Origin of the sequence: Streptomyces sp. NPDC001507, assembly GCF_042894765.1 — a bacterium.
In the GTDB taxonomy this organism is placed as follows: domain Bacteria; phylum Actinomycetota; class Actinomycetes; order Streptomycetales; family Streptomycetaceae; genus Streptomyces.
This window is the reverse complement of sequence record NZ_JBIAVV010000001.1, coordinates 183,127-199,302: the sequence shown is the minus strand read 5'-3', so window position 1 is coordinate 199,302 and position 16,176 is coordinate 183,127. Positions and strand designations below refer to the sequence as shown.

General features: G+C 72.3%; 11 protein-coding genes. 6 read left to right on the top strand and 5 right to left on the bottom strand.

What is annotated here, in order from left to right; translation table 11 throughout:
- From ACFY0K_RS00955 to ACFY0K_RS00930, 6 genes are all read left to right on the top strand, one after another.
- Nucleotides 1-3,284 (top strand): HAMP domain-containing protein (locus ACFY0K_RS00955; RefSeq protein ID WP_390637976.1); only part of this gene is annotated, 3,284 nt, incomplete at its 5' end.
- Nucleotides 3,285-3,361: 77 nt separating this feature from the next.
- Complete coding sequence (locus ACFY0K_RS00950; protein WP_390637975.1) at nt 3,362-5,869, top strand: SpoIIE family protein phosphatase; 2,508 nt, start codon at nt 3,362-3,364, stop codon at nt 5,867-5,869.
- A 43-nt stretch (nt 5,870-5,912) separates the two neighbouring features.
- Nucleotides 5,913-6,269, top strand: coding sequence for a PRC-barrel domain-containing protein (locus tag ACFY0K_RS00945; protein ID WP_351955577.1), 357 nt, complete (start codon nt 5,913-5,915; stop codon nt 6,267-6,269).
- Between the two features lie 25 nt (nt 6,270-6,294).
- The gene (locus tag ACFY0K_RS00940; protein WP_351955578.1) at nt 6,295-6,468 is read left to right on the top strand and encodes a hypothetical protein; all 174 of its coding nucleotides are present in this window, start codon (nt 6,295-6,297) and stop codon (nt 6,466-6,468) included.
- 78 nt (nt 6,469-6,546) lie between these two features.
- Nucleotides 6,547-7,014 (top strand): MarR family winged helix-turn-helix transcriptional regulator, encoded by a 468-nt coding sequence (locus ACFY0K_RS00935; RefSeq protein ID WP_390637974.1) that lies wholly within the window; start codon nt 6,547-6,549, stop codon nt 7,012-7,014.
- 116 nt (nt 7,015-7,130) lie between these two features.
- Nucleotides 7,131-8,768, top strand: a complete 1,638-nt coding sequence (locus ACFY0K_RS00930; protein WP_390638824.1) for an MFS transporter — start codon at nt 7,131-7,133, stop codon at nt 8,766-8,768.
- Here the strand turns inward: ACFY0K_RS00930 and ACFY0K_RS00925 are convergent.
- The 5 genes from ACFY0K_RS00925 to ACFY0K_RS00905 all read right to left on the bottom strand — a co-directional run bounded on the left by ACFY0K_RS00925 (nt 8,746) and on the right by ACFY0K_RS00905 (nt 16,121).
- The gene (locus ACFY0K_RS00925) at nt 8,746-10,833 is read right to left on the bottom strand and encodes a xanthine dehydrogenase family protein molybdopterin-binding subunit (RefSeq protein ID WP_390637973.1); all 2,088 of its coding nucleotides are present in this window, start codon (nt 10,831-10,833) and stop codon (nt 8,746-8,748) included. The genes ACFY0K_RS00930 and ACFY0K_RS00925 overlap by 23 nt on opposite strands.
- Before the next feature lie 35 nt (nt 10,834-10,868).
- On the bottom strand, nt 10,869-11,864 hold the full coding sequence (locus tag ACFY0K_RS00920) for an FAD binding domain-containing protein (protein ID WP_390637972.1): 996 nt from the start codon (nt 11,862-11,864) through the stop codon (nt 10,869-10,871).
- Nucleotides 11,861-12,391: a 2Fe-2S iron-sulfur cluster-binding protein gene (locus tag ACFY0K_RS00915; RefSeq protein WP_352364887.1), complete on the bottom strand. Its 531-nt coding sequence runs from the start codon at nt 12,389-12,391 to the stop codon at nt 11,861-11,863. Before ACFY0K_RS00915 ends, ACFY0K_RS00920 begins: the two co-directional genes overlap by 4 nt.
- A 146-nt stretch (nt 12,392-12,537) precedes the next feature.
- Nucleotides 12,538-14,724, bottom strand: a complete 2,187-nt coding sequence (locus tag ACFY0K_RS00910; protein ID WP_390637971.1) for an RICIN domain-containing protein — start codon at nt 14,722-14,724, stop codon at nt 12,538-12,540.
- Nucleotides 14,725-14,756: 32 nt separating this feature from the next.
- Complete coding sequence (locus tag ACFY0K_RS00905; protein WP_352364883.1) at nt 14,757-16,121, bottom strand: lectin; 1,365 nt, start codon at nt 16,119-16,121, stop codon at nt 14,757-14,759.
- Between the last annotated feature and the right edge of the window lie 55 nt (nt 16,122-16,176).

Sequence of the window (16,176 nt, the reverse complement as noted above, 5' to 3'; positions counted from 1 at the left end):
ACCAGCTCTCCGCCTTCGCCGACGAGGTCACCCGCGTCGCCCGCGAGGTCGGCACCGAGGGCAACCTCGGCGGGCAGGCGATCGCGCGGGGCGTGTCGGGGACCTGGAAGGACCTCACGGACAACGTCAACGTGATGGCGTCCAACCTGACCGGGCAGGTCCGCTCCATCGCCCAGGTCGCCACGGCGGTGGCCCGCGGCGACCTCTCGCAGAAGATCACCGTGGAGGCCAAGGGTGAGGTCGCCGCGCTGGCCGATGTCATCAACACCATGGTCGACACGCTGTCGGCGTTCGCCGACGAGGTGACCCGCGTCGCCCGCGAGGTCGGCACCGAGGGCCGGCTCGGCGGGCAGGCGCACGTGCCGAACGTGGCCGGCACCTGGAAGGACCTGACGGACAACGTCAACTCGATGGCCAACAACCTCACCGGGCAGGTGCGCAACATCGCCCTGGTGACGACCGCGGTGGCGGGCGGCGACCTGTCGAAGAAGATCGACGTGGACGCCCGCGGCGAGATCCTGGAGCTGAAGACCACCATCAACACGATGGTCGACCAGCTGTCCTCGTTCGCCGCCGAGGTCACCCGCGTCGCCCGCGAGGTCGGCAGCGAGGGCAGGCTGGGCGGCCAGGCCGAGGTGGAGGGCGTCGAGGGCACCTGGAAGCGGCTGACGGAGAACGTCAACGAGCTGGCCGGGAACCTCACCCGGCAGGTCCGCGCGATCGCGGAGGTCGCCAGCGCCGTCGCCGAGGGTGACCTGACGCGCTCGATCACCGTGGAGGCCTCCGGCGAGGTCGCCGAGCTCAAGGACAACATCAACGCGATGGTGGGGTCCCTGCGCGAGACCACCCGGGCCAACCAGGAGCAGGACTGGCTCAAGACCAATCTCGCGCGTATCTCCGGCCTGATGCAGGGCCACCGCGAGCTGCCCGTCGTGGCCGAGCTGATCATGGACGAGCTGACCCCGCTGGTGTCGGCCCAGTACGGCGCGTTCTACCTGGCGGAGGACACCGTGCGCGGGCCCGAGCTGCGCCTCGTCGGCTCGTACGGGGCTCCGGACGACGCGGACCGGCCCACCAGGATCCCGGTCGGCCGCTCCCTGGTCGGGCAGGCGGCGCGCAACCGGCGCCCCGTCACCGTGGACGAGCTTCCGGAGGGCTACGTCACCATCTCCTCGGGCCTCGGGCAGGCGCTGCCCCGCGCCCTCGTGGTGCTGCCCATCGTGGTGGAGGAGCAGGTCCTGGGCGTCATCGAACTGGCCTCGCTGACCCGCTTCACGCAGATCCACCAGGACTTCCTGGCGCAGCTGATGCCGACCATCGGCGTCAACCTCAACACCATCGTGGCCAACGCCCGCACCGACGAGCTGCTGGAGGAGTCCCAGCGCCTGACCGCCGAACTGCAGTCGCGGTCGGAGGAGCTGCAGGTGCAGCAGGAGGAACTGCAGCGCTCCAACGCGGAGCTGGAGGAGAAGGCGTCCCTGCTGGTCGACCAGAACCGCGACATCGAGGCGAAGAACCTGCAGATCGAGCAGGCCCGGCAGGAGCTGGAGACCCGGGCGCAGCAGCTGGCACTGGCCTCGAAGTACAAGTCGGAGTTCCTGGCCAACATGAGCCACGAGCTGCGCACCCCGCTCAACAGCCTGCTGATCCTCGCCCAGTTGCTGGCCCAGAACCCGTCCCGCAACCTCACGCCCAAGCAGGTCGAGTACGCGGGCATCATCCACTCGGCGGGCTCGGACCTGCTGCAGCTGATCAACGACATCCTCGACCTGTCCAAGGTGGAGGCCGGCAAGATGGACGTCGCTCCCGAGCGGGTCCCGCTGCGCCAGCTGCTGGAGTACGTCGAGGCGACGTTCCGGCCGATGACCTCCCAGAAGAGCCTGGACTTCGCGGTGGCCACCGCCCCGGGAACCCCTGCCGACCTGCTCACCGACGACTCCCGGCTGCGCCAGATCCTGCGCAACCTGCTGTCCAACGCGGTGAAGTTCACCGAGGAGGGCGGGGTGCGGCTGCGGATCGAACCGGCCGCCGACGCGGAGGTGCCGCCCGGGGTGCACCGCGGCGGGCCGGTGGTGGCCTTCCGGGTCGTCGACACCGGCATCGGCATCCCCCAGCAGCAACTGGAGACGATCTTCGGCGCGTTCCAGCAGGCCGACGGCACCACCAGCCGCAAGTACGGCGGCACCGGCCTGGGTCTGTCCATCACCCGGGAGATCGCGCACCTGCTCGGCGGTGCCGTCACGGTCGACAGCACGCCGGGGCAGGGCAGCACGTTCACGCTCTATCTGCCCGTGGCCCGCGCCGACTTCGAGGAACTCCTGGAGTCCGGTGGCCGGCCGGTGGAGCAGCACCGCGACGAGACCGGCGCCGAGGAGTCGCCGGTGCCGCGTGCGCTGACCGTTCCGCCGGCGGCCGCCGAGCCGCGCAGGCGCCGGCTGCTCGTGATCGAGGAGCGGCCTCGCGGGCTGCTCACGCTGGTCGCCGAGCGGGCCGTGGCGGACATCGCGCAGCGCCCGGACGACCCGCACGGGGACATCGACATCATCACCGCGGTCGGGGCGCAGGAGGCGGCGAGCACCCTGGCGGCACAGGCCTGCCACTGTGTGGTGCTGGAGCTCGGCATGCCCGGCCAGGAGGGTGCGGGCTTCCTCGAGGCCCTGCGCGGTGACTCGGCGCTGGCCAGCGTGCCGGTCCTGGTGCACACCGGGCACCGGGTGGACCTGGCCCAGGAGCAGGGACTGCGGGCCCTGGCCGGCGGCCGGCCGCTGGACTTCCTGGCCAGCCTGGACGAGCTGCGCGAGCGCATCACGCTGCACCTGTCGGCCGAACAGCCGGGCGACGTGCTGTCGCTCGTGCGCGCCGAGGACTCGCACCCGCCGGCCGCGCAGGTCATCGACGACGCCTTCCGGGGCCGGACGGTCCTGGTGGTCGACGACGACGCCCGCAACCTCTTCGCCCTGAGCGGGGTGCTGGAACTGCACGGCTTCCAGGTCCTGCACGCCGACAACGGCCGCAAGGGCATCGAGATGCTGCTCGCGCACCCCGACGTCTGCCTGGTCCTGATGGACGTGATGATGCCGGAGATGGACGGCTACGCCGCCACCGCGGAGATCCGCGCCATGCCCCAGTACACGGAGCTGCCCATCATCGCCGTGACCGCGAAGGCCATGCCGGGCGACCAGGAGAAGAGCCTCGCCTCGGGGGCCAACGACTACGTCACCAAGCCCGTCGACACGGGGGACCTCATCGGCCGCGTCCGGCGCTGGCTGTCCGGGCCCGGGTGAGCACGCGGTACGGCCGCACCGTCCACCAGCCGACCGCGTGACGCCGCGCGGCGTCCCAGCCGAGGAACAGACTGACCGTGAGCGACCTCCGCAAACCGCCCGATCCGCAGGGCCCGCACCTCCCGGCGGACACGCGGCCCGCACCGGCGCAGACCATCCCGGCGGTCACGGGGCCGGCCGACGCCGCCGCCGGCCAGGCCGATGCCGCTGCAGACACCGCCGAGCCCGGCGGCCCGTCGCCCGTCGGCAGGCTCACCGCGACCGTGGAGCGGCTGCGCCGCGAGGTGCGGGCGGCGCAGGCGGAGGCCGACGGGCGTGCCCTCATCGAACTGGCCAAGGGCATCCTGGTCGAACGACTGCGCTGCGGCCCGGCGCAGGCCGCGCGGCAGCTGGCCGAGCTGGCCGGTCAGGCGGGGGTGACGCCCCTCGAGTTCGCGGTCGACGTCATCAACCAGGCGGCCCGCGACCGGCTCTCGGAGGTGACCGCGACCTTCCTCGCGGCCACCACGGCCGCGGCCGGCGCGCGGCCCGCGGAGCCGGCGGACGGCCACTCCTCGGCCGTACGGCTGCGCGCCGCCGAGAGCGGCGCGCTGGCCGCCCACGACACCCAGGCCGTCGCCGACTCCCTGCTGGAGCACGCCCTGACCCCGCTCGGGGCCGAGGCGGTGGCCATCTGGGCCCTGGGCGCCGACGGCTCGCTCGCCCTCGCGGGCTCCGCGGGGTTCCCCGCCGCCGAGGCGGGGCGGTGGCGGCACGTGCCGCCCGGGGTGACGACCGTGGCCCGGCGCGGGCTGGCGGAGCGCGCGGGTCACCGGATCCGCAGCCTGGCCGAGACGGGGGTGCCGTCCATCGGCCAGCACCAGCATCCGGAGGGCGGCCGGGTCGCCGTACCGGCCGGGACCGCCGGACGGATCCACGGTGTCCTGGAGATCGCCTGGCCCACCCCGCTGGACCCCCCTCCCCCGCCCGTCGTCCGCCAGATCGAGGCACTGGCCGAGCTGTGCGCGCACACCCTGGAGAGCTACGCCTGGCAGCATCCGGACGGCGCCGACGGCCCGCGCGTGCTGCCCGACGTGACGGAGCTGATGGACCTGGCCGACGGGCTCCACGACCCCGCCCTGGTGCTCGTCCCGGTGCTGGACACCGACGGGGAACTCGCCGACTTCCGCATCCAGCACGTGAACAGCCGCTTCCTGGACCCGGCCGGCCGGCCCCGGGGGGTCGTCAACGGGGCGCTGCTGCTGGAGACGTACCCGGTGGCCGCCGGTCACAGCGAGCTCTTCGAACGGATAGAGCGCGTCCACGCCACCGGCGAGCCCTACCGCGCCCACCGCATGCGGCTGACCGCCCTGGTCGACCAGGTCCCGCTCGCGGCGGTCGCCGACATCAACATCAGCCGGCACGGGAACTGCGTGCTGCTCGTCTGGCGCATCGAGGACGAGACGGCCCGGCTCGCCAACCTGCTCCAGCACGCCCAGCGGCTGGGCCGCATCGGCGGCTTCGAGGAGAATCTACTCACCGCCGAGATCACCTGGAACGGGCAGCTGTACGAGCTCTACGGCAGACCCGCCACCGACGTCCCGGTGGCGCTGGAGGACCTGCCCGCGCACGCCCATCCGGACGACGCCGTGGCCATCGGACGGTTCCTGCGCACCCTGCTGCACCACCGCCGGGCGGCGACCACCGCGTTCCGCCTGCAGCGGCCGGACGGGGTCACCCGGCACATCCGGGTGGTGGCCGAGCCGGTCCTCGACTCCGACGGCCAGCTGTACGTCGTACGCGGCGCCTACCAGGACATCTCCGCGCAGCACTGGACCGAGGTCGCCCTCGCCGCCACCCGGGACCAGCTCGCCCACACCGAGCAGCAGGCCAGCGAGCGCAACCGGCTCACCCTCCAGCTGCAGCACGCCATCATGCCGCCCGCGCAGACCCCGCTGGCGATTCCCGGACTGGACCTCGCCGTGCGCTACCGGCCGGCGGAGACCCAGCACCTGGTCGGCGGCGACTGGTACGACGCGGTCGTGCTGCCGTCCCGCAAGGTGCTGCTGTGCGTGGGGGACGTCGCCGGGCACGGCATAGACGCGGCCACCAGCATGGTCGTCCTGCGCAACGCGCTGCGCGGGCTCGCCGTGACCGGCGCCGGACCGGGGCAGCTGCTGTCCTGGCTCAACATGGTGACCCACCATCTCACCGGCTCGGTCACCGCCACCGCGGTGTGCGGCCTCTACGACCCCGACCGCCAGACCCTGCGCTGGGCCCGGGCCGGGCATCTGCCGCCCGTCCTGCTGCGCGAGGGCGAGGCGGAGCCGCTGCCCCTCGTGCGGGGCATGCTGCTGGGTGCCGTGCCGGAGGCCGACTACCAGGAGCACGAGGTGCAGCTCGCGGTCGGCGACACCCTGCTGATGTACACCGACGGCCTGATCGAACGCCGTGACCGGTCGGTGGAGGAGTCCCTCGCGCAGCTGCTGAAGGCCGCCCGCACGGTGCCCCAGGCCCTGGAGCAGCAGGTGGACCGGCTGCTGACGCACAGCCGGTCCGACACCGACGACGACACGTGTGTGGTGGGCATCCGCGTGGCTCCATGACTGCCGGGGTCCGCACCGGGTACCCGCTTCGTGGAGGTGCCCGATGTTCGAAGCAACCGACATCCGAGAGTGGCGCGGTCATGACGTCGTCGACGTCGACGGGCACAGGATCGGCGTCCTGGAGTCGGTCTACGTGGACACCACGACCGACAGGCCCCGCTTCGTGACCGTGACGGTCGGGCTGCCCACCCGCCGTCGCCTGGTGTTCGTCCCGGTCGCCGAGGCGACCGTCGGTCCGGCCTACCTGAAGGTCGCGTACCGCAAGGACGTGGTCAAGAAGGCCCCGTCGATCGACACCGACGGCGAGCTGCCCGCCGCCGCGGAGCCCGCGGTGTTCGCGCACTACGAACTCGACTACGTCCCGGGTGCGGGCGGCGAGCGCCGCCTGGCCCGCCGCTGACCACCGAGCCCGTCCGGGAGAGCCGATGAGTCTGTTCCTGCTCCTGATCCTCGTGGCCGTCGTCCTCGGCATCATCGGATTCGCCGTCCACGGACTGTTCTACCTGCTGGTCATCGGTGCCGTCGTGCTCCTCGCCGACCTCGGCTACGCCGCGTTCCGCCTGCGGCGCGGCGGCCGGCGCCACCGCCTGGCCCGCTGATCGTCGTATCTGACACTAGGTCGTATTTACTGACACTAGGTTGAGCAGTTCAGACTGTTCAACCTAGTGTTAGTACATGTGAAGGCAGACACAGCCGCCGGTGGCGGTGGTATACGCGACCTGAGCGACGCCACCCGGCTCGCGTCCGACCTCCGGCTCGCGGTGGGCCGGGTGACGCGACGGCTGCGGCAGGCGCACGCCGTGGGGGACGTGTCCCTGTCGGGCGTGTCCGTGCTTGCGCGGCTCTCGGGCGAGGGCCCGGCCTCCCCGAGCGCCCTCGCCGAGACGGAGCGGGTGCGGCCGCAGGCCATGGCGAGCACCCTCGCCCAGCTCGAACAGCGCGGCCTGGTCCGGCGTACCCCCGACACGGCGGACGGGCGGCGGAGCATCGTGGCCGCCACCGACGAGGGGCGGGCGGTGCTGGCCGAGCGGCGCTCCGAGTCGGTCCAGCGGCTCGCGGCCGTTCTCGACACCTTCTCCGAGCAGGAGCGCGCGACGCTCGGGGCGGCCCTGCCGCTCCTCGACCGGCTGGCGGAGCGGCTGTGAACGGGCGCGGGTGGGCCGCAACCCTGCGCTCGGCCCGCCGCAAGGACACCCCCGCCGGGCCCGGTTACAAGTGGGTGGCGCTCTCGAACACCACGCTCGGCGTGCTGATCGCCACGATGGACGCGTCGATCGTGATCATCTCGCTGCCGGCGATCTTCCGCGGGATCGGGCTCGACCCGCTGGCGCCGGGCAACATCGGCTACCTGCTCTGGATGATCCTCGGCTACCTCCTGGTCTCCGCCGTGCTGGTGGTCGTGCTCGGGCGGCTCGGCGACATGTTCGGCCGGGTGAAGATCTACAACCTGGGCTTCCTGATCTTCGCGTGCGCCTCGGTCGCGCTGTCGCTCGATCCGTTCCGCGCGGGGGCGGGCGCCCTGTGGCTGATCCTGTGGCGGATCGTGCAGGCCTTCGGCGGGTCCATGCTCACCGCCAACTCGGCCGCCATCCTCACGGACGCCTTCCCGGCCCGGCAGCGCGGCATGGCCCTCGGCATCAACCAGATCACCGCGCTGGCCGGGCAGTTCCTCGGTCTGCTGGCGGGCGGACTGCTCGCCGTCGTCGACTGGCGAGCGGTGTTCTGGGTGAGCGTCCCGGTCAGCATCACCGGGACGATCTGGTCGTACCTGAGCCTGCGCGAGACCTCGGCGGGCCGCCCCGGCCGGATCGACTGGCTCGGCAACCTCACCTTCGCGGCCGGCGCCGGCATCCTGCTGGCCGGGATCACCTACGGGATCCAGCCCTACGGCGACAGCGCCACCGGCTGGGGCAACCCGTGGGTGCTGACCGGCCTGATCGGCGGCGTCGCCCTGCTGCTGGCCTTCTGCGTCGTCGAGACGCGGGTCGCCGAGCCCATGTTCAACCTGGCGCTCTTCGGGAACCGGGCGTTCGCGGCGGGCAACGTGGCCGCCCTGCTGACCTCGATCGCGCGCGGCGGCCTGCAGTTCATGCTCATCATCTGGCTGCAGGGCATCTGGCTGCCGCTGCACGGCTACGACTTCGAGGACACCCCGTTGTGGGCCGGCATCTTCATGCTGCCGCTGACGCTGGGGTTCCTGATCGCGGGGCCGGTGTCCGGATACCTGTCGGACCGGTTCGGCGCGCGGTTCTTCTCCACCGCGGGTCTGGTCGTCGTCACCGCGTCCTTCCTGGGGCTGCTCGCCCTGCCCGTCGACTTCGACTACGGGCTGTTCGCGGCGCTGCTGCTGCTCAACGGCCTCGGCCAGGGCATGTTCTCGGCGCCCAACACCTCGTCGATCATGGGCAGTGTGCCGGCCGAGTACCGGGGCGTCGCCTCGGGCATGCGGTCCACGTTCCAGAACTCCGGTACGGCGCTGTCCATCGGGGTCTTCTTCTCGCTGATGGTGTCCGGGCTCGCCTCCTCGCTCCCGTCGACGCTGAAGAGCGGCCTCATGGCGCACGGTGTGCCGGCCGTCTCCGCCGCGCACGCCGCGTCGCTGCCGCCGGTGAGCACGCTGTTCGCGACGTTCCTCGGCAACAACCCCATCGAGCACCTGCTCGCCTCGGAGGGCGTCCTGGACCATGTCAGCGCAGCCCAGCGGTCGGTCCTGACCGGCCACACCTTCTTCCCGCAGCTGGTCTCGGGCCCCTTCCACCACGGCCTGGCCATCGTCTTCGGCGTGGCCGCCGGCATGGCTCTGGTCTCCGCGGTGGCCTCCGCCCTGCGCGGCGGCCACCGGCCCCTCGAAGGGCAGCAGGCCCCCGTCACGAAGGTCACCGTGCGTTCAAAGCGGTGAGGATCCGGTCCGGGGTCAGCGGCAGGGTGCGGAAGCGGATGCCGGTGGCGTGGTGGACGGCGTTGCCGATGGCGGCGGGGGTGCCCACCACGCCGATCTCGCCGATGCCCTTGCCGCCCATGGGGTTGATGTGCGGGTCGTCCTCGTCGATCCAGTGCGCCTCGAAGTCGGGGACGTCGGCGTGCACGGGGACGTGGTAGGCGGCCAGGTCGGCCTCCGCGAAGTCGCCGTGGGCCGCGTCCACCGTGCTGCCCTCGGTCAGGGCCATGCCCAGGCCCATCGTCATGGCGCCGACGAACTGGGAGCGCGCGGTACGGGGGTTGAGGATGTGCCCGGCCGCGTAGACGCCGAGCAGCCGGCGCACCCGGACCTCGCCGGTGACGGTGTCGACGGCGACCTCGGCGAAGTGGGCGCCGAACGCGTGGCGGGCGTAGGAGCTGTCGGCGTCGGCGCGCCCGCTGGTGTCGGCGCGCACCCCGATCCCCCGCTCGGGCAGCGGACCGGTGTGGTCGGCGAGCCGGGTCAGCAGCCGGGCGCAGGCCTCGTACACCGCCCAGCCCCAGGAGGCGGTCCCGGAGGAGCCGCCCGCCACCGGTGCCGGGGGCAGGTCGCTGTCGCCGATCTCGGTACGGACCCGGTCCAGCGGCACGCCGAGCGCGTCGGCGGCGATCTGGGCGAGGACGGTACGGGCGCCGGTGCCGATGTCGGCGGCGTTCACGCGGATCCGGTAGTCGCCGTCCGGGCACGCCTCGGCGGTCGCCGTGCACGGGAAGGCCAGCACCGGGTAGGTGGCGGCGGCCATCCCGGTGCCGATCAGCAGCGGGCCTTCGGCGCGGCGCACCCGGCGCTGCCAGCCGAACCGGCGGGCGCCCTCGCGCAGGCACTCGACGAGGTGCCTGCTGCTGAAGGGCAGGCCGCCGGCCGGTTCACGGTCGGGTTCGTTGCGGATCCGCAGCTCGACGGGGTCCGTGCCGAGTGCGTCGGCCAGTTCGTCCATCGCCGACTCCAGGGCGTACATGCCGGTGGCCTCGCCGGGTGCGCGCATCCAGGAGGGGCTGGGCACGTCCAGCGGGACGACGTGGTGCACGTAGTACAGGTTCGGGGTGGCGTACATGACCCCGGAGGTCGTGCCCGCCAGCTCCACGAAGGACCGGACGGGCGAGGTGTGGGTGGTCACGTCGTGCAGGAGGGCGGTGAGCCGGCCGTCCGGGGTCGCGCCCAGCCGTATCCGGTTGAGGGTGGGGGCGCGGTGGCCGACGACCGTGGGCAGGTGGCGGCGCGGGTAGGCCAGGGTGACCGGCCGGCCGGTGTGCCGGGCGGCCATGGCGGCGAGGACCACGTCCGGGCGCGGGGAGCCCTTGGAGCCGAAGCCGCCGCCGACGTGCTCGGCGCGCACCGTGATCCGGTCGACGGGCAGGGCGAACAGCCCGGCGAGCACGCTGCGGACGTCGCTCGTGCCCTGGCTGGAGGTGTACACCGTGAGCCGGCCGCGGTCCCAGTACGCGGTGCTCGCGTGGGGTTCCATCGGGTGGTTGTGCAGCGGCGGGGTGCGGTAGGTGACGTCCAGGCGGACGGGGGCCGCGGCGAAGGCGGACTCCGGATCGCCGCGCCGGCAGCGGGCGGGCTGGCCGCCGTTGGCCTCCTCGGGTTCACGGGCGCCCGGGTGGCCGGGGGTGAGGACGACGTCATGGCCGACGGTGTCGTAGGTGATCCGTACGGCGGCGGCTCCGGCGCGGGCCGCTTCCGGGGTCTCGGCGACCACCAGCGCGACGCACCAGCCCCGGTGCGGTACGTCGGGGCTCTGGAGCAGGGCGAGGGTGGCGTCCTCGGGTTCGGCGAGGTGCGGGGCGTTCTCGTGGGTGAGGACGGTGAGGACGCCGGGGACGGCGCGGGCCGGGCCGGTGTCGATGCCGGTGATCCGGCCGCGGGCCACGGTGGCGGGGACGGCGCGGGCGTGCACGCGGCCGGGCAGCGGGTGCTCGGCGGCGTAGCGGGCGGCGCCGGTGACCTTCGCGAGCCCTTCCCGGCGCTCGGCCGGGCTGCCGAGGGCGGCGGTGCGGGCCATGGGGACCTCCGGGGTCGGAGCGGGACGCTGCGTGGTCAGAGCGGGACGGCCGCCGGGGCGAGCCGGGCCAGGACGTCGAGCGCGAGGTTGCGGGCGAGGGGCACCTTGTAGGCGTTGTCCGGCAGCGGGCGGGCGGCGGCGAGTTCCAGGTCGACGGCGCTGGCGAAGACCGCCGGGGTGGCCGCCTCGCCCAGCAGGGCCGCCTCCGCGACCCGGGCCCGCCAGGGCCGGTGGGCGAGGCCGCCGAAGGCCAGGCCCACCTGGGTGACCAGCTCGCCCGCGACGCGCAGGACGACGGCGACGGAGGCGAGGGCGAAGGCGTACGACGCCCGGTCGCGGGCCTTGCGGTAGGCGGAGGGCGCGCCGGCCGTGGCCGCGGGCAGCAGCACCCCGGTGATCAGCTCGCCGGGGCGGAGCTCGGTGTCCCGCTCGGGGTGGTCCTCGGGCAGCCGGTGGAAGTCGGTCAGGTCCAGGGTGCGGGCGCCCTCGGGGCCGTAGAGCTCGACGCGGGCGTCGAGGGCGGCGAGGGCTACGGCCATGTCGGAGGGGTTGGTGGCGATGCAGTGCGGGGAGTGGCCGAGGACCGCGTGGTCGCGGTGGACGCCGTCGAGTGCGCCGCAGCCGCTGCCCGGCGCGCGTTTGTTGCAGGGCTTGCCGGGGTCCTGGAAGTAGCCGCAGCGGGTGCGCTGGAGGAGGTTGCCGCCGGTCGTCGCGATGTTGCGCAGCTGGCCGGAGGCGCCGGCGAGCAGGGCCTGGGACAGCACCGGATAGCGGTCGCGGACGAGCGGGTGGGCGGCGAGGTCGCTGTTGCGGACGGTGGCGCCGATGCGCAGGGCGCCGTCCGGCAGCTGTTCCAGCCGGTCCAGCGGGAGGCGGCTGACGTCGATCAGCGCGGTGGGCCGTTCGACGCCGAGCTTCATGAGGTCCACGAGGTTGGTGCCGCCGGCCAGGTAGTGGGCGCCGGGGCGGGCGGCGAAGGCCTCGACGGCCTCCTCGGGGGTGCGGACGCGGACGTAGTCGAAGGACCTCACGGGATCACGTCCTCGACCGCCTCGACGATGCGGGGATAGGCCCCGCACCGGCACAGGTTGCCGCTGAGCCGCTCGCGGATCTCGGGCCGGTCGAGCGGGACGGGCCGGCCGGAGGGCGCGGCGGGGTCGGTGACGTGCGACGGGTGTCCGGCGGCGGCCTCGGCGAGCATGCCGACGGCGGAGCAGATCTGGCCGGGCGTGCAGTAGCCGCACTGGAAGGCGTCCCGGTCGAGGAAGGCACGTTGCAGCGGGTGGGGGCCCTCGCCGTCGGCGGGCAGGCCCTCGATCGTGGTGATCTCGCTGCCGTCGAGGGCGACGGCGAGCAGCAGGCAGCTGTTCACCCGGCGGCCGTCGGCCAGCACGGTGCAGGCACCGCACTGACCGTGGTCGCAGCCCTTCTTGGCGCCGGTGAGGCCGAGGTCCTCGCGGAGCACGTCCAGGAGGACGCGCCGGTGGTCGAGGAGCAGGGTGTGCGGTTTGCCGTTGACCCGGAGGGTGGTTTCGGAGCGCTGGATCTCACTGCCCATGGCATGCCTGACTTCCGGACGGGCCGTGCTGCCGTTCGGTCCGGGTATCCAGGTCACGCCGTTCCACACGCGCCGCCCGCGGAGACGACCGTGGGTGACCAGGCGGAAACGCCGGGTCACCCACCGTCCGACTCAGGTACCGACGGTCACGGGTACGAGGTCAGGTTCGCCACGTTGGTCGACGAGTTCGACGGGCCTCCGCTGTTGTTGATGACGTGGGTGATGGTGCCGGTGCCGCCGAGGGAGACCGTCACCATGCTGGTGAACTTGACGTTCGAGTTGGTCGGCGCCTCGATCGCGTGGTCGGCGACGACGCTGGAGTTGGTGCTGAAGTAGCAGTAGCTGCCGAGGCCGTACGCCTGGTGGCTGGTGACCGAGTCGGCGACCTTGTAGGCCGCGTAGCCCTTGGTCGAGCCGTTCATCCAGGACGACTGGTTCGGCGGGTCGTACGGCATCTCGTTCTGGTAGAAGTACGTCTTGCCGCCGTTGCCGTTCCAGATGGTCTGGTACTTCTGGAAGTGCTCGACGAACAGGCCGTACATGGTCACGTTGTCGCCGTTGACGACGAGCCCGGTGTCGGCGGTGTTGCTGGTCCAGCCGACTCCGCTGCCGTGGTCGGCGCGCCAGATCCACATGTGGTCGCCGATGACGTTGTCGCTGTTGACGACGAGGCTCGTGGTGGCCTTGCCGACGCCCGCGCCGCCGATGCGGAAGTACACGTCGTGCAGCGAGGTCGGGTCGGACGCGTGCGAGGCCGAGGAGCCGCTCGGTCCGACCTCCACCAGGGTGGAGGAGTTGGTGGTGCCGGCGTCGAAGAGCAGGCCCGAGATGTTGACGCCGTCGACGTCGGCGACCTTCATGGCGGTGATGCCGTTGTCCGGGACGAAGGTGGCGAGGCCGAGGCCGAGGACGACGGTGTCGGCGCGGTTGATCTGCAGGGTCTGGTCGAGGTGGTAGACACCCGGGGTGACCAGGAGGTTCTTGCCCGCCGTCAGGGCCGCGTTGATCTGGGACGCGGTGGCGCCCGGCTTCACGACGTAGAAGCTGTCGAGGGAGAGCGACGTACCGGCCGCCGAGCCCGAGGTCCAGCTGGTGCCGGAGGAGTTGGAACGGGTGGACGGGACGAACACCTGGTAGTTGCCGGAGCCGTCGACGTACAGGAACGGCTTCTCACGGGTGGTCGGGCTCTGCGCGACGGTGGTGTCCGGCGGGCTCGGGAAGGTGGTGGAGGGCACGCCCGTGCTGCCGACGAAGACCATGTTCCAGTTGGAGCCGGTCCAGCTGCCGAGCTGCGAGTTGCGGGTCAGCCACTGCTGCTGGGTACCGGAGTTGACCTGGCCGTTGATCTGGCTGTCGGCGATCAGGCCGCCGCTGGACCAGCCGCCGTCGTCCAGGGCGAGGTTGCCGCGCAGGTGCACCCGCCGGTAGGCGGACGCCTGCGAGACCGCCCAGCGGTCGCTGCCGCTGATCGGGTTGACGGAGAGGTTCTCGGCGCCGCGCCAGAAGTTCTGGGTGGCGTTGCCCTGGAACCAGTCGGCCTCCGCGTGCACCGCGCCGTTGATCGAGACCGCGTCGGGCGACAGGCCGAGGCCGAGGACCTGGGTGTAGAAGCCGACGTTGACGTCCGCGCTGTAGGCGCCGGGCTTGAACATCACGGCGTAGCGCTGGGAGCCGAACTGGTTGGTCTCCTGCTGCGAGAAGATCGAGTCCAGCTTGCTCTGGATGGTCGACGCGGACATCGACGGGTCGAAGATGACCACGTTGGAGCCGAGGTCCGGGTTGCTCGACTGGGTCACCGGGACGACCTGGAACCGCTGGGCCTGCGTGCCGTTGCAGGTGTACTGGACGAACTGCACGCTGTCCGCGGTCGAGGCGCTCGGGTCGTCGAGGCACTTGCCGCTGTTGCGGTTGACGAAGTGGTAGGCGCCGCCGCCGTCGTCGACCGGCAGCCACTGCTGGTTGTTGCCGCCCCCGTAGGTCCACATCTGGACGGCCGCGTTGTCGGCCGTGGAGACGTTGGTGACGTCCAGGACCTCGTTGGTGTTGTTGGCGTTGTTGATGCGGACGTAGCCGTCGCTGGTGGCGGTGAAACTCCACTGCTGGGCGGTGGTGTTGTTGCAGGTGTACTGCTGGACGACGGTGCCGTCGGCGGTGGCGGCGGCCTTGGCGTCCACGCACTTGCCGCTGGCCGCGTTGAGCAGGGTGGTGTTGCCGCTGGGCAGCGTGGCGGCGGAGGCGGGCGAGGCGGCGCCCGCCGCGGTGAGCAGGGAGGCGGCGACAACGGCCACCGCTGCGGCGGCCGTTGCTCTGCGGCCCCGGGGAAGGGAAGGCACTGGTTCTCCTTGAAGGCGGCTTGCGGAGGGGGTCAGCCGGTGTATCCGGCGAAGACGCGCGTGTAGTCCCAGTTGGACTGGCTCACGCCGGAGCAGCTGTCGGCGGAGCCGCCGGTGCAGGGCCGGTCGCGGTTGGCGGACCAGAAGGTGAGCCGGGCCAGGTGGTGCTGCTGGGCGTAGGCGAGGATGGTGCGGAAGTCGGCGACCGTCACCGTCTCGTTGTTGTCGGTGATGCCGTTCATGGACGAGATGCCCATGTCCCGGTAGGCGGTGTCGTCGCTGTAGCCGTAGGCGTTCTTCAGCGCGTTCTTGAGCCCCTCGGCCGCCTGGGTGGTGAGGTTGCCCATGTTCTGGCCGGCGCCGCCGAAGTCGAACGGCATGATGGCCCAGGCGTCGACGGTCAGCCCGGAGGACGCCGCCCGGTTGATCAGGCTGGTGTCCGGGCCGCTCTGGCCGGTGCCGATGGTGATGTACACCTTCAGGCCGGAGTTGTTGGCCTTCACCGTCTTCAGCGCGTCCACGACCCGCTGCTGCACGGTCCCGTTGCTGTAGGCGTCGGCCTCGAGGTCGATGTCGATGGCCTTGAGACCGCCGTAGGCGTTGATGACCTTCTGGTAGGCCGCCGCCAGCTCGCTCGCGCTGGAGCAGGAGCTCTCCAGCTTGTTGCCGCTGTAGCCGCCGAAGGACGGGATGACGTCACCGCCGTTGGCGCGCACGGTGTTGATGGTGCTCTGGTCGACTCCGCCGGTCAGCGCCCGGCTGCCGTCCCACTGCGGGTTGCAGTAGCCGTTGCTGAGGACGAACGCCAGCGTGTAGTACTTCACGCCGGTCGCGTTGGTGATCGTGGTCGGGCTCGGCGGGTCGCCCCAGCCGTTGTAGAGGTAGGGCGCCACGGCCATCGGCGACGACGGGGTGGTGCCGCCGCCGTCGGCCGCGGGGGCCGTCCACTTCTGGTTGGCGGTGCCCGCGCAGGTCCAGATCTGTATCCGGGTGCCGTTGGCGGAGTTGTTGTCGGTGACGTCCATGCACTTGTTCGCCTGCGGGTTGACGATGTCGTTGGCGGACGACACGGTCCACTGCTGGTTGGCACCGCCACTACAGGTCCACAGTTGCAGCTTGGCGCCGTCGGCGGTCGAGTTCCCGGTCACGTCGAGACACTTGCCGAGGGCCCGGAGGGTGCCGTCACTGCCGCGGGTCCACTGCTGGGCGGAGGTCCCGTTGCAGTCGTAGAGCTGTACGGCGGTGCCGTCGGCCGAGTTGGCTCCGGCGACGTCGAGGCACTTGCCGGCGAGGCCGGTGATGGTGCCGGTGGCGGCCTGTGCGGGGGATGCGGTGAGCAGGCCTGCGGAGAGCGACAGGGCGGCGAGGGCGACAGCCGTGGGCAGAGGTCTGGCCATTGCGGGGGGTTGGCCTTTCACGCGGGGGGTGGCAGCACGGGGTGGGCCCAACGCG